9 protein-coding genes and 5 pseudogenes are annotated in these 14,317 nt (G+C 69.9%); 5 read left to right on the top strand and 9 right to left on the bottom strand.

What is annotated here, in order from left to right:
• Positions 1-6 precede the first annotated feature (6 nt).
• The gene (solA, locus tag ACWEK3_RS15515; RefSeq protein ID WP_450541860.1) at positions 7-1,128 is read left to right on the top strand and encodes an N-methyl-L-tryptophan oxidase; all 1,122 of its coding nucleotides are present in this window, start codon (positions 7-9) and stop codon (positions 1,126-1,128) included.
• 75 nt (positions 1,129-1,203) lie between these two features.
• On the opposite strand, the pseudogene ACWEK3_RS15510 reads toward solA, so the two are convergent.
• The 5 genes and pseudogenes from ACWEK3_RS15510 to ACWEK3_RS15490 all read right to left on the bottom strand — a co-directional run.
• A pseudogene (locus tag ACWEK3_RS15510) lies at positions 1,204-1,347 on the bottom strand (DUF305 domain-containing protein); the annotation flags it as partial.
• Between the two features lie 28 nt (positions 1,348-1,375).
• Entirely contained in the window at positions 1,376-1,795 is a 420-nt protein-coding gene (locus ACWEK3_RS15505; protein WP_453249877.1) for a DUF6153 family protein, read from the bottom strand.
• A 295-nt stretch (positions 1,796-2,090) separates the two neighbouring features.
• Positions 2,091-4,364: a heavy metal translocating P-type ATPase gene (locus ACWEK3_RS15500; RefSeq protein ID WP_453249876.1), complete on the bottom strand. Its 2,274-nt coding sequence runs from the start codon at positions 4,362-4,364 to the stop codon at positions 2,091-2,093.
• Positions 4,365-4,455: 91 nt separating this feature from the next.
• A complete protein-coding gene (locus ACWEK3_RS15495; RefSeq protein WP_450541854.1) occupies positions 4,456-4,728 on the bottom strand; it encodes a heavy-metal-associated domain-containing protein in 273 nt (90 codons plus the stop codon).
• A 316-nt stretch (positions 4,729-5,044) separates the two neighbouring features.
• A complete protein-coding gene (locus ACWEK3_RS15490) occupies positions 5,045-5,764 on the bottom strand; it encodes an FAD binding domain-containing protein (protein ID WP_450541853.1) in 720 nt (239 codons plus the stop codon).
• 239 nt (positions 5,765-6,003) lie between these two features.
• Between ACWEK3_RS15490 and ACWEK3_RS15485 the strand changes: the two genes are divergently transcribed.
• Positions 6,004-6,363 (top strand): hypothetical protein, encoded by a 360-nt coding sequence (locus tag ACWEK3_RS15485; protein ID WP_453249875.1) that lies wholly within the window; start codon positions 6,004-6,006, stop codon positions 6,361-6,363.
• A gap of 18 nt (positions 6,364-6,381) precedes the next feature.
• Positions 6,382-7,419: pseudogene (locus ACWEK3_RS15480) on the top strand (IS30 family transposase); the annotation flags it as partial.
• Here ACWEK3_RS15480 and ACWEK3_RS15475 read toward each other — a convergent pair.
• Positions 7,412-8,065 (bottom strand): annotated as a pseudogene (locus tag ACWEK3_RS15475) (IS3 family transposase); the annotation flags it as partial. The pseudogenes ACWEK3_RS15480 and ACWEK3_RS15475 overlap by 8 nt on opposite strands.
• 431 nt (positions 8,066-8,496) lie before the next feature.
• Between ACWEK3_RS15475 and ACWEK3_RS15470 the strand changes: the two are divergent.
• Positions 8,497-8,989, top strand: a pseudogene (locus ACWEK3_RS15470) (formylglycine-generating enzyme family protein).
• Between the two features lie 212 nt (positions 8,990-9,201).
• On the opposite strand, the gene ACWEK3_RS15465 reads toward ACWEK3_RS15470, so the two are convergent.
• Both ACWEK3_RS15465 and ACWEK3_RS15460 read right to left on the bottom strand, forming a co-directional pair.
• A complete protein-coding gene (locus tag ACWEK3_RS15465) occupies positions 9,202-9,516 on the bottom strand; it encodes a hypothetical protein (protein ID WP_453249874.1) in 315 nt (104 codons plus the stop codon).
• Between the two features lie 598 nt (positions 9,517-10,114).
• Positions 10,115-11,641, bottom strand: a complete 1,527-nt coding sequence (locus ACWEK3_RS15460; RefSeq protein WP_453249873.1) for a multicopper oxidase family protein — start codon at positions 11,639-11,641, stop codon at positions 10,115-10,117.
• A 1,029-nt stretch (positions 11,642-12,670) separates the two neighbouring features.
• Here ACWEK3_RS15460 and ACWEK3_RS15455 point away from each other — a divergent pair.
• A complete protein-coding gene (locus tag ACWEK3_RS15455) occupies positions 12,671-13,651 on the top strand; it encodes an alpha/beta hydrolase (RefSeq protein WP_453249872.1) in 981 nt (326 codons plus the stop codon).
• Positions 13,652-13,685: 34 nt separating this feature from the next.
• On the opposite strand, the pseudogene ACWEK3_RS15450 reads toward ACWEK3_RS15455, so the two are convergent.
• Positions 13,686-14,309, bottom strand: a pseudogene (locus ACWEK3_RS15450) (PP2C family protein-serine/threonine phosphatase); the annotation flags it as partial.
• Between the last annotated feature and the right edge of the window lie 8 nt (positions 14,310-14,317).

The following is a 14,317-nucleotide window of genomic DNA, read 5'->3' as shown; positions in this document are numbered from 1 at the left end:
CATCCCATGCACGCTTCCGGCACAGCCGACCACTATGACGTCCTCGTCGTCGGCGGGGGCGCCGCCGGCTCCGCCGCCGCCTGGCAGCTGACGAAGCGCGGCCACCGCGTCTGCCTGCTGGAGCGGTTCGCACCCGGCCATCGGGCCGGCAGCTCGCACGGCAGGTCGCGGCTGCTGCGGCTGACCTACACGGATCCCCTGTACGTGCGCATGGCGACCGAGGCGCTGCGCATGTGGCACCGGCTCGAGTCCGAGAGCGGCAGCGATCTGATCTCCACCGTGGGGGCGGTGGACGGCGGCCGCGCGGAGCGCCTGGAGCAGGCCGCCGCCGCGCTGACCGGTGCGGGAGCCGACTTCGAGGTGGTCACCGAGCACCAGGCGCGGTCGCGCTGGCCGCAGCTCGCCCTCCCTGGTGACGTGCTGTTCCACCCGGACGCCGCCCGCGTCGATCCCGACGCGACGCTCCCGGCGCTCCAGGGCCTTGCCGCCCGTTCCGGCTGCCGGATCCTGTACAACACACCGGTGACCGCGCTGGAGACCCACGCGGACGGAGTCCGTGCCCGCACGCCCGCGGGCACGTTCACCGCACCGGTCGCGGTCGTCACCGTCGGCCCGTGGACGAGCCGGCTGCTCGACGGTCTCGTCACACTGCCGGAGCTGACGGTGACTCAAGAGCAGGTCTTCCACCTGCCGCGGCGCCATCCGGACGCCACCTGGCCCGCCTTCAGCTTTCAGCACGAGGACGGAGGCATCGTCTACGGCATGCCCACGGCTGACGAGGGCGTCAAGGTCGCCGAACACCTCGGCGGGCGGGTCGTGGACCCGGAGACCCGGGACGGGGTCGTGGACGCCGCCGCCCGCGGCCGGGTCCTGGCGTTCGCGGCGGAGCGGCTGCCCGGTCTGGAACCGGTCGTCTCCACGGAGACGACCTGCCTCTACACCAGCACTGCCGACGAGGACTTCCTGCTGGACCGGGTGGGCCCGCTGGTCGTCGGCACGGCCTGCTCCGGGCACGGCTTCAAGTTCACGCCGCTGCTGGGCCGTATGCTCGCCGACCTCGCGGAGGGCGGCACCGAGCCCCACCCGCGCTTCCGGCTCCCCTCCCCCGCACCGGCCGACCGCGCCTGACCGTCACGAGGAGCCGGAGGCGGGCCACCGGCCGTCGGCTCCTGACGAGTTGCGACGTGCGACTTGCGTCCGGGATCAGCTCTTGCCGAGGAGCTTGTTCATCTCCTCGATCTCTGCGTTCTGCGCGGTCATGATGTCGTCGGCCGTCTTCCTGGCCGGCGCGTAACGGCCGTTGGCCTTCTCGGCCGTGGCCATCTCCACGGCGCCCTCGTGGCCCTCGTGGGGCGGGCCCCGGCCCGGCTTTGTCCTAGATCCGCAGGAGTTGCAGTTCGGCCGTCGTGGGCGGCGGGCGGCCGTCCTCCAGGGCGGCGGCACCGGACCCGCGCCCGCCGAAGGCGAGCGCGACCGGGCCCACGGGGTCGGGCATCAGGGCGGGAAGAACCGGGCCCGCCTCGAGGGCGCCGGACGCACACGTCGAGTCCGCGTGACGGACATGCCCGCCACCGCCGCCGTCGTCGTGACAGACGGACTCGTCGCCGCCCGTCATCATGCCCATGTGCGCCGAGGCGGCGGAGGCGTGACGAGCACCGACGGCTGCCGCACCGCCCGGCGCGAGGGCGTGCATGCTCAACAACCCGGCCAGCAGCCCGAGCACGAGCAGCGCCCGCCAGCGCCCCACTGACAGTCGCTCACGGCGCTGTTGTGCACGGGCTGTCACGTCACTCATCCTACGGACACTCGGCAGCCGCACTGGGGCGGCCGTGCTCCCGACGGCTCCGTCCGGCCGATGTGCGCGGCCAGGGCCTGAAGCAGGGCCACAGCGGCCATACGCGTCACCGGATGGGTAATTCCCTTGCGAAGCACGGCCCATGAGGTCGACGGAGCGGACGGGGCCGGCGGATGCGTCATCATCGGATCCCTTCGATCGATGAGGGGTGAGCCGAGGGCGCCCGCCGCCCCTGGAGGAACGGCGGACGCCCTGCCGCGATGCCCGCGCACCGCTCACGGCTCCCGGGGGGAGGTCAGTGGCCGACGGCCCGGAAACGGCGCAGGCGCAGGCTGTTGCCGACCACGAAGACCGAGGAGAAGGCCATCGCGGCGCCCGCGATCATCGGGTTGAGCAGTCCGGCGGCGGCCAGCGGAAGCGCGGCGACGTTGTAGGCGAAGGCCCAGAAGAGGTTGGAGCGGATGGTGCCCAGCGTCCTGCGGGCAAGCCGTATGGCGTCGGCCGCGACCCGGAGGTCCCCGCGGACCAGGGTCAGGTCGCCGGCCTCGATCGCGGCGTCCGTTCCGGTGCCCATCGCCAGGCCCAGATCGGCCTGGGCGAGCGCCGCCGCGTCGTTGACGCCGTCACCAACCATGGCGACCGAACGACCCTCGCTCTGAAGGCGCTTGACGACGTCGACCTTGTCCTGCGGCAGGACCTCGGCGATGACGTGCTCGGGTGCGATGCCCGTCTCCGCCGCGACGGCCTCGGCGACGGCCCGGTTGTCGCCGGTGAGCAGCATGGGGGTCAGGCCGAGGGCACGCAGCCGGCGGATGGCCTCGGGGCTGGTCTCCTTGACCGCGTCGGCGACTTCGAGCACGGCTCGCGCCTCGCCGTCCCAGGCGACCGCGACAGCCGTACGACCGGCCGCCTCGGCGGTCTCCTTGGCGCGCCGCAGATCGTCGGGCAGGGACATCGCCCACTCGGCCAGCAACTGCTCGCGCCCGACGAGGACGGCGTGGCCCTCGACGACTCCCTGGACACCGAGTCCGGCGATGTTGGCGAAGCCCTCCGGGACCGGCAGGGTGCCCACGCGGTTCGCGGCTCCGGTGGCGACCGCCTGGGCGATCGGGTGCTCGGAGGCGTGTTCCAGGGCGCCGGCGAGCCGCAGGACGTCCGTCTCGTCGGTGCCGTCGGCCGGGTGCACGGCCAGCAGGGTCATGCGGCCGGTGGTGATGGTGCCGGTCTTGTCCAGGACGACGGTGTCGACCTTGCGTGTGCTCTCCAGGACCTCGGGGCCCTTGATGAGGATGCCCAGTTGCGCGCCGCGCCCGGTGCCGACCATGAGGGCGGTCGGTGTGGCGAGCCCCAGGGCGCACGGGCAGGCGATGATCAGGACGGCGACCGCGGCGGTGAAGGCGGCGGTCAGTCCCGCGCCGTCGACGAGCCAGAAGCCGAGTGTGGCCAGGGCCAGCGCCATGACGACGGGAACGAAGACTCCGGAGATCCTGTCGGCGAGCCGCTGCGCCGCGGCCTTGCCGTTCTGGGCGTCCTCCACCAGCTTGGCCATCCGGGCGAGTTGGGTGTCAGAACCGACCCGGGTGGCCTCGACGACCAGCCGTCCGCCTGCGTTCAGGGTGGCGCCGGTGACGGCGTTCCCGACGGTGACCTCGACCGGAACGGACTCGCCGGTGAGCATCGAGGCGTCCACGGCGGAGGCGCCCTCGACGACGGTGCCGTCGGTGGCGATCTTCTCGCCCGGGCGGACGAGGAAGCGGTCGCCGACCTTCAACTCCGCTACGGGTATGCGTTCTTCGCGCTCGCCGCGGAGAACGGTGACTTCCTTCGCGCCCAGTTCCAGCAGGGCCCTGAGCGCCGCGCCGGCCTTGCGCTTCGACCGGGCTTCGAAGTAGCGGCCGGCGAGGATGAACGCGGTCACGCCGGCCGCGGCCTCCAGGTAGATGTTCCCGGCGCCGTCGCTGCGGGCGATGGTCAGCTCGAAGGGGTGGGTCATGCCGGGCATGCCGGCGGTGCCGAAGAACAGCGCCCACACCGACCACAGGAACGCGGCCGAGGTGCCGACGGAGATCAGGGTGTCCATGGTCGCCGCACCATGGCGGGCGTTGGTCCAGGCGGCCTTGTGGAACGGCCAGGCGGCGTACGTCACCACGGGGGCCGCCAGGGTCAGGGACAGCCACTGCCAGTACTCGAACTGGAGCGGCGGGATCATCGCCATCGCGATCACCGGCACGGCGAGCACGACCGCGGTGGTCAACCGCTGCCGGAGGGGCTGGAGCTCGTCGGGGCCCTCCCCCGCTGAGCCTGTCGAGCGGTCGGCCCGCTCCGGCTCGGCACGCAGGGGCTCGGGTTCGCGCGCGGTGTAACCGGTGGCCTCGACCGTGGCGATCAGGTCGGTCACGGCGATGTCCTCGCGGAAGGTGACTTTCGCCTTCTCGGTGGCGTAGTTGACGGTCGCCTCGACGCCGTCCATGCGGTTGAGCTTCTTCTCGATGCGGGCGGCGCACGAGGCGCAGGTCATGCCGCCGATGGCCAGTTCTACCTCGGCGGCACCGGACGTGGTGGTGGTCATGTCTGTTCCTCGCAGCTCACGATCACGGCGGGTGTGGATGGCGGGTGGGGCCGGGGCGGGGGCCGGGACGCCCCCGCCCGGTGACGTGCGGTCAGGTGTCGGCGCGGCCGGCGTAGTCGTAGCCCGCCTCTTCCACGGTCTCGGCGAACAGCGACTCGAACGCCGCGTCGGGGGCGGCGGGGGTCGTCACCGTGACGAGTCCCGTGCCGATCTCGACCTCCACGGCGATGACGTCGTCGAGCGCGCCCACGGCCTTGGCGACGACGCCCTGGCAGTGGGCGCTGCCGACCCCGTCCACCTTGTAGACGGTCTTGATCCGGGCGTCGGTGTGGCAGCTTCCCTCGGGCGTGCAGCAGCCGGACATCGTTTCCTCCTCGTCTCATCGGATACCCCAGGGGGGTACCCGGCACGGGTACATGTATACCCCCCACCCGTATTCGACGCAAGGACTCATCCGTCTTGAATCAATACCCCATGGGGGTATCTGACGTGCGTCGAGCCGCCGATGAGCATCAACAGGCGAGCCCGACGACAGGGCATGGCGGCAGGGCGCGGTGACAGCGCGGCAGGAGAAGGAGACGGTGAAGCACCAGGCCCGTCCGCCCCGGGGGTGGACGTGGACGTCCGGCGCGGCCCCGCCGGACGGCCGGGGCCAGGCGGCGGGCCGCCTACTCAGTCACTCAGCGCGCGCCGCGCCCGCCCAGAAGGCCGGCGATCTGGGAGCGGACGACTTCCCACGAGGCGGCGGGCAGCTCACCGAGGGCCGTCCCGCGCAACCCGCTCAGGACCTCTTCCACGTCGGTGACGCGCACGACACTTCCGCTGAGGACCTCATACCCGTCGCGGACGGCGACCCGCAGCCGGTCGCCGTCGGCGTCGGCATGCACCGCCGAGGCGACCACGAGGGGCGGCGGTCCGCCGGCCTCGCCATCCAGCTTGCGGTAGGCACAGGCGACCGGCTCGCGCCAACGGAGACTGAGCAGGACGGGCCGCTTGGCCACCACCTCGGACAGATCCGCCTCACGAACGCCCTCGGGCTCCAGCACCATGGCCCGGGCGTCCAGGACGAGCGCGGCGGGCAGCAGGCAGCGCAACGTGCTGCCGACGAGGTTGCCGCCGACCGTCGCCGTCCTCCGCACGGCCCCGGTGCCCACCGTGGCGGCCGCCAGCCGCAGCACGTCGGGAACCCGCTCGTCGATCCGGTTCAGGACCACGGCGCCGCCCAGGGTCCGCCGCCCCACGACGTTGGCCTCCGGCAATTCGCGCAGAGACATGGCCAGTTCGGGGAATCCGTCGCGCTGCCAGGTGGCCCATACCAGGGTCGCCCCGCCGATCGGGACGGCGCCCTCGGCCAGGCACTCCCGTGCTTCGGACATGGACGTGGGCAGACGCAACAGCACAGCGACCGACCTGCCTTCCTGGGACGTCGGACGAAGGCGGTGGGCAGTGCCGAGGCTCCCTGCCCGTCGGCAGGCAGTCTTGCCGCCCGGGCGGGGGCGCGCACAGGGCTCACACGAGCACGCGCGCACCGGCAGCCGAGCCGCGCAGCGCATCCGCCCCACACCCACCGGCCCGACCGACCTGATCGACCTGCTCTCCCTCCGCCGGCCGTTCGCCGCGAACTCGATGGGCGCACGATGTGCGACTCGCCTCAGCCCTCCACACCACCGCCGAAACCCTCACCCGCTACCTCGGCGCCGACACCTGGCAGGTCGACGAGCTGATCACCGACGGCATCGTCAACCTCGAAGGCCCCCACGACCGCCAGATCGGCATGCGCCTGATCGGCGACGGCAGCAACATCCAGCTGTGGGCCACCGGCGGCACCCAGCCCGCCGGCCACGAGCCCATCGAAGGCATCGCCCCTCTGCCGCACGGCCGCCGCTGGCACACACGGATCCACATCGGCGCCCTCGAACCCCCCGGCCGGTTCGCCACGCCGGCCGACCTCGACACGTACCTCGGCATCCCCGAATCCGCCATTGACGACGCCCGCTAAACCCAGGAAGGAACCGGGATACCGTCGAAGCTGCGGCGCAACGCCGCGACCCGTGGCGGCCGACTGGACTACCGGGCTTCGGTCGCGCAGTGGAAGGCCGACCTCGTGGCCCGGCGCCCGAAGACAGCGAAGCTGGCCGCGAACGACCGGCTGCGGGACTACGTGCAGGAAAGACTTTCCGGCCAGGTCAGCCGCCCGGACGGGACGGTACTGGGACCGGAGGGCCCGCGGTGGAAGGGGAGGAACAAGCCGTACCGCGGCGACCGCCAATGGGTCATGGCGTGGAGTCCGGAGCAGATCGCGAACCGGCTGAAGGTCGACTTCCCCGATGATGAGTCCATGCGGACCAGCCATGAGGCGATCTACCAGGCCCTGTTCATCGAAGGCCGTGGAGCGCTCAAGCGTGAGCTCGTTGCCTGCCTGCGCACCGGCAGAGCCCTGCGGGTGCCTCGTGCCCGGTCCAAGCGAAAGGCGTGGGCCCACGTCACGCCCGAGGTGTTGATCAGCGAACGGCCGGCGGAAGCCGACGACCGCGCCGTACCGGGACACTGGGAGGGCGACCTCCTGATCGGACTTGAGCGATCGGCGATTGGCACGCTGGTCGAGCGCACGACCCGGTACACGGTGCTTGTCCACCTGCCCCGCCAGGACGGCTATGGCGTCGTTCCCCGTACCAAGAACGGGCCGCCGCTGGCCGGTTACGGCGCGGTGACGATGAAAGATCCGCTTGCGGCGACGGTCGGCACCCTGCCCGAGCAACTGTGGCGATCGCTGACCTGGGACCGGGGCAAGGAGCTGTCGGCGCACGCCCAGTTCACAGTCGAGACCGGCGTCCCGGTCTACTTCGCCGATCCGCACAGCCCCTGGCAGCGCGGCACCAACGAGAACACGAACGGCCTGCTGCGCCAATACTTCCCGAAGGGAACCGACCTTTCTCGATGGGCGGCGGAGGACATCGAGGCGGTCGCAGCCACGCTCAACAGTCGCCCCCGCAAGAGCCTCGGTTGGAAGACACCCGCCGAAGCCCTCAACGACCATCTACTATCGATCAAATAAGCCGGTGTTGCATCCACTGGTTGAACCTGGTTTGACTGCCCGCGTCCGAGTGATGAACCAGCCCGGGGCCTGCGGGGATGCCGGCCCGGTCGCGGCGCCACAGGGCCATGTCGAGGGCGTCGAGGACGAGCTTGGCCCGCTTGGTGGTGGCGGCTGACCAACCGACGATCGCCCGGGAGAACACGTCCACGACGAAGGCGACGTAGACGATGCCGGACCAGGTCGCGACATAGGTGAAGGCGGCGACCCACCGCTCGTTCGGACGGGATGCGGTGAAGTCGCGTGCGAGCAGGTCAGAGGCCAGCTCATGGCCGCCGTCGCGGATGGTGGTGCGGATCTTCTTCCCGCGTCGGGCGCCCTCAAGACCGAGGTCACGCATCAGCCGGGCGACCGTGCAGCGGGCCACGGGGATGCCCTCGCGGTGCAGCTGCCGCCAGACCTTCCGCACTCCGTAGACGCCGAAGTTGTCCGTGTGGACGCGGCTGATCTGGGTCTTCAGCTCCGCGTCGCGGACCGCCCTGGCACTGGGAGTGCGGTTCTTGGCGGCGTAGTAGGTGCTCGTCGCGATCTTCAGTCCGTGGCTGGTCAGGACTTTGCAGATCGGCTCGACTCCGAACACCTGCCGATGGGCATCGATGAACGCTACGAGCGCTTCGACGGCCGGTGGAGCTCGGCCGCGAAGAAAGCCGAGGCCGCCTTGAGGATCTCGTTGGCCCGACGCAGCTCGGCGCTACCCGACTGAATGGGCCGCGATGAAGGCGGTCGCCGCGAAGCTGGGCATCGGTGCCGCCGAGATGGTGCGGACGTGGGTCCGCACGGCCGAGGTCGACGCCGGCCGGCGTCCCGGGGTGGCGGATCTCCGCGACCATGCGCACCGCACGCTCACGCAGCTCGGCAGGGTAAGGGGACGGACGGGCCATGACTCGATCCTCTCAGGGAATCGAGCCTCCATCAGACCCGGAGCGCTTCACACGTCTCGGAAGGAATCTTCCTGTCAGGGGAGGACGACGACCCCGTATGGGTGGACGAGTTCTATATCGACAGATTCCCGACGACTAACGCCGACTATGCGCGGTTCTGCGCGGCCACACGACACCCTGTGCCCACTGGGAGAACAGCCGATGTTCCCACAATCTGTACGATCACCCCGTTATTCACGTTACGTGGCGAGACGTGCACGCGTACGCAATGTGGGCGGGGAAGTCCCTTCCGACAGCCGAACAATGGGAGAAGGCAGCGCGCGGTACCGCCGGCCGCACCTTCCCGTGGGGGTCAGAAGACCGCCGCAAAGTGCAACGTTGGAGAGACTGGCGTGGAGCACACAACGTCCGTCTCTCAATACCACAGCGGTGTGTCGCCCTATGGGGTTTACGACATGGTGGGCAACGTGTGGGAATGGCTCGCAACAGCGACCATACGGGGCGCTACGAACTACGAGGCAGCGCCTTTACGAGCCCCTCTTCCGGGGGCTCCCGCCATTTCCAACGACGCCAACGAGATGATGCATGACGACGACACCGGGTTCCGCTGTGCGGCGACGCCGGAGCAGATGGAGCCCCGAAAGCGGTGACGAGTAGGACTTTCCTCGCCCAGTCCCAGATCCCACGCCATCCCCGCCGGCCCGCCCAGGAAGTGTGCCCGGTATCTACGTGCGCGTGCAAGTCAGTTAGGAGAGCCCGCGCTCGCGCGGCAGGCTCCGCCAGCCGAGCGGCGGAGCCTGGTCTTTGGGGCTTGGGACATCCGGCGCATCCTGCCGGACTTCGCGAAGACCCTATTCTACTACTACTCCTCAGTGCAAAGCTTGTCGTAGTTCCTTTCGTAAGCGGCCGTGTAAGCCTGCATGTACTTCGAGTTCTTCGTCTTCGGCGCCCAGGACTGCTTGTATGCGCAGTCTGGGCCGTCGGCCTGCCCGGCTATCCGTCCATCGCGATTGCCCTCCTTCGTCCCCAGGGGCGGCTTCGGGGCCTGAGTCACAGACACCGGCGCGGCGTGGGTGGTGTTGGCCGAGCCCTGTGCCATGGCTGCGGGCGAGAACGCCAGGGCCACGGCTGCGACGAGGGGGCTCGCCACGAGTGCGACGGTTCGCTTCGCGCGCATAGTCAGCCTCTTCCTTGAAGCGGTACGACACATGGTGCCTCGACCTGGCCAAGCACATCCTTCGTGCGGTTGCTGATCAGGGAGCGGCATCTATACTCTCGGGCACCATGAGGCCGGTGGATTCCGGCTTCCGACGCCAACCTCCCTGCGGACCGACTACTACTCGCAGATGTGGCGTCTCTAATTTGACCGTAGCGAGCGCCGGCCAGTATGTCCACTTATGGCCTAATCCCCGTGATTGACGTGCCAACTGCCGCCGACTCCGCGGTGACTAGTCGTGCTTCGCTATCTCAGCCGATCTTGCCTGTTCGCGGGCATGGTGGCGAGTATGTGTGAGCGGTCATAAAATTCCCCACGATCTCCATGATCAGCATCACGTAATTCCCCACCTGGGCCGGGGGCGTGACGGGACGCCCGGCGGCTGAGTGTCCGGCTGGTCAGGTCGGTGAAGGGCGCCTTCGGCGGCGCTCCGCGCTGGCCCTGACAGATCAGAAGGCATCTGACCCGGACCGGCAAGACTGATCACAACATCACACAGGCGCTAGTTACCCGGAGTGGAAGCTCGCCGCCCCGCGCGGCGTACGGGAGCACGGCCGGTTCAATCGCCCTCGTGCCCGCGCCCGTGACTCGTGTGGCTCGGTGGGGTCCCGGCCGACCGGCCCTTCTCCACCACCACGAACTGGCCCATCATCCCTTCGTCCTCGTGGTACAGCAAATGGCAGTGGTACATGTACGGAGTGTCCGGATCGGCCGGCGCCGTGAAGCTCAGCGCCAGCTTCATCGTGGTGCCGTGCGGGACGAACACCGTGTCCTTCGGCCCGCGCAGGGCGGGCGGCGGAGCGGATCCGTTCACCTCCACCACGCGGAACTGCACGTCGTGCACATGGAAGTTGTGCGGCATGCCGTTCGTGTTGCGTATCGTCCAGACCTCCGTCGTCCCGCGGGTGACCGTCTCGTCGATGCGTCCCATGTCCATGGCCCTGCCGTTGATCCCGGACCGCTTCAGTTCGAAGTGCCGCCCACGCACGGCCTCTTCCTCGTGGGGCAGCTCCAAAGTGGTGAGCACGGCCGGCAGTTCCGGCGACGGCCGCAGCCGCTGGGCCGCCCGCAGCTCAAGTACGTCGAAGGAGTCGTCGCCTCCGCCGAACCGCCGCTGCCAGGAGTCCCCGTAGTTGCCCTGTGCGAAGCTCTGGAGCATCACCCGCTCACCCGTCCCGACCCGCACGACGATCTCGGCACGCTCACCCGGCGACAACTGCACCCGGTCCGTGACGGCGGGCCGTTCCAGCAGCCCGCCGTCCGTGCCTATCAGCGAGAAGTGACGATCGTCCGGGAAACCGAAGGCGTAGGTGCGGGCGGTGGAGGCGTTGAGCAGCCGCAGCCGGATCAGCTGGTCGTGCACCTGCCGATACGGGCCCAGCGTGCCGTTGACCATGGTCCGGTCTCCCAGGAAGCCCACGCTCTGCATCAGCCCACGGTCCCCGGACAGCCGTGAGCCGTCGAAGCGGACGTCCTGCACGACGACCGGCAGGTCGTCGACGCCGTACCGCTTCGGCAGGGGCAGGCGCGCCGACTTCTCGTCGTCGAGGAGGAACAGGCCGGCCAGACCCCGCCGGACGTGTTCCTCGGTCCGGCCGTGAGGATGCGGGTGGTACCAGAGCGTCGCCGCCGGCTGATCGACCGTCCAGTGCGGTGTCCAGGTGGCCCCTGCCCCGATCATCTGGTGCGGGCCGCCGTCCATGCGCGCCGGCAGATGCATACCGTGCCAGTGCACGGAGGAGGCTTCCTCCAGGTTGTTCCTGATCCGCACGCGCACCTTCTCGCCGCGCTCTGCCCGCAGTGTCGGTCCGAGATAGGAGCCGTTGAACCCCCAGGTCGGGGTCTTCACCCCGTCCTGGAACTCCGCTGCTCCCGCCTGCATGCGCAGGTCGAAGACCCGGGTGCCGTCCTTCTCGACGATCGACTCGGCCAGGGGCGGTATCGCCAGGGCGTTGTCGAATGAGGCCTTGCCCACCGTGCTGACCTTGGCATCGGTCCACAACCAGGCGAACAGAGCACCGATGGCCACGGCAAGCACGGTGATCAGCGAACCGAGCACGATGACAAGGCGCTTCCAGCGGAACACGCGACGGATGGCGCCGGACGGGCTTCCCCCGTCCGGCGCTGCGCTTCGGGACTTGTGGCGAGACATGCTCCGAGCGTCGTCGACCACGACGTGCCGGACATCGGGAGCCTGCCGGACCCGCCCCTGAGTCAACCCTTGTCCCGGGGCCGGGGTTTCCCCCTAGTGTCTGTGTGATGTTGCGATCATTCTTACCGGTCCGGGTCTGTCTGGGAGGCGGATCCGGTAGGAAGACGATCGTGGCGCGCAGGCAACTGAGCGATGAGCAGTGGAAGTTGATCGAGCCGTTCCTGCCGATAGGGGAACTGCCGGGTGTCCATGGCCTACGGATTCATCATCGGTCCCGAGGGCGCCTTCGGGATCGACGCCTACCGCTGGACACCTCTGCATGCCAGCGCAGACGGATGGGTGGAATCGTTGGCGCTGGCCGCCCTCGCGGGACGCTGGGCCAGGACCGTCACGAAGATCACCGGCACGGCGGTCGAGTCCCTGGACCTCGACGGATACGAACCGGTACCTGAAGTGCGGGGAGTGACCGATACCTGGTGGCGGGGTTCTTCTGCCGGTTCTCGGCGACGCCGCGGTTCCGGAGGAGGCCGTGACGGTGGTGGTCCAGGCTCTGGTCGCTCAGGGTGCGCCCGAGGCGCTTTCGCCCCCGGCGCTGAGCTGGAGGCCCGCCCGGCTGGGGCCGGGACAACCCGCCGGCGAGGCCCTTATGGGTCCCAGATGGGTCCGGAAGAACAGTGAAACCCCGTGAACGATCATCACGGCCCGGACACCCCTACCAGCTGACCTGCACAGACGCGGAAAACGGGGACGCTCAGGGAAGTCCGGGGCACCGTTCTGGCGAGGTGCGCCTACGATGGACACATCGGCTCGTAGGGCTTGAACGAGGGCCTTGAACCTTGGACAAGGACTCATTTCCCAGGGCCCGGGCGTTCAGTGGCACCGGCGCTTGCCCACCGGGCGCCCTACGCCGCTCGGCATGCGCGTTTCCGCATGCGCTTCCCAGCATCGCCAAGGAGCATTGCCATGGCTGCGAAGTCCGCCTCAATCGTCCTGGAGCGCCCGGCGCAGGAACTCGCCGACGCGACCTCGAAGCACCCCTTCCTGTACGAGATGGAGCCCACCCAAGCACGCAGGGTCCTCGACGACCTTCAGGCCGCGCCGGTCGACAAACTGCCGGTCGACGAGGAGTGGATCACCGTACCGGCCACGGTGGGCGACGTACGGGTGCGCATCGTCAAGCCGCAGGGCGTCACCGGGACGCTGCCCGTCGTGGTGTACATGCACGGCGGCGGCTGGGTGCTGGGCAACGCCGGCACCCACGACCGGCTGGTGCGGGAGCTGGCGGTCGGCGCCCGAACCGCCGTGGCCTTCGTGGAGTACACGCCCTCCCCGGAGGCGCGCTACCCCGTGGCCATCGAACAGGGCTACGCCACGGCCCAGTGGATCACGCGTGAGGGAGAGTCCATGGGGCTGGACGCCCGGCGCATGGCGGTGGCCGGCGAGTCGGTCGGCGGGAACATGACCGCGGCGCTCGCCCTGATGGCCAAGGAGCGCGGCGACGTCAGGTTCGTGCACCAGTCGATGTACTACCCGGTCACGGACGCGGCGATGGACACCGACTCCTACGACCAGTTCGCCACTGGCTACTACCTGAGCCGCAAGCTGATGGAGTGGTTCTGGGACGCCTACACCACCGACCCGGAACAGCGCGCGGAGATCACCGCGTCCCCGAACCGGGCCACCCCCGAGCAACTCGCCGACCTGCCGCCCGCGCTGCTGGTCGTCGACGAGGCCGACGTGCTGCGCGACGAGGGCGAGGCGTACGCCGCCAAGCTGCGCGCCGCCGGCGTCCCGGTCACCACGGTGCGCTACGACGGCACGGTGCACGACTTCATGATGCTCAACTCGCTCAGCCAGTCCAAGGCCGCCCGAGCGGCCATCGACCAGGCCGTCACGTTCCTGCGCGAAGCCCTCGGAACGACTGACACCCCCGGAACGGCTTAGGACCTTTCGTCTGGGTGCCCTTCGTCTGGGTGCCCTAGCTCCGGTCGGCGCGGGTGAGGAGCAGGGCGACGTCGTCGGGTTCGTCGGGGCTGCGCAAGGCGTCCAGCAGGTGGTCGCAGGCCTCTTCCAGGGGACCCGGTGGTCTCGCGAGGAGCCGCAGCAGCGTGGCCAGTTGCGCGTCGAGTGAGTGGCTGCGGGTTTCGACGAGCCCGTCGGTGTAAAGCTGCCCGGCCCCGGGCCCGATCCGCAGCCGGGTGGTCTCGAAGGGGACGCTTCACACGCCGAGCGGTGCTCCGGTCGGGAGATCGAGGAGCCGCGGGGCAGCGCCGGCCGGCATCAGCACCGGCGGCAGATGGCCGGCCATGGCGACGTGGCAGCAGGCGCGGCGCGGGTCGTACACGGCGTACGTGCAGGTGGCGAACCGCTGATCAAGCTCGCCGGCGATGCGGTCGAGGTGCCACAGGACCGCGGCGGGGTCCAGGTCGAGCGCGGCCAGGGCGCGGGTCGCCGTACGCAGCTGGCCCATGGTGGCGGCGGCGCCGCTGCCGCTGCCCATCACGTCGCCGATGACCAGGGCGGTCCTGTCGTCGGAGAGCGCGATCGCGTCGTACCAGTCGCCACCGATCCCGCAGATGGTCGAGGCGGGCTGGTAGCGCGCCCGCGAAA

This window comes from Streptomyces sp. NPDC004721, from assembly GCF_053601495.1.
Note: the sequence above shows the minus strand (reverse complement) of the source record. Positions and strands in the feature narration are given on the sequence as shown.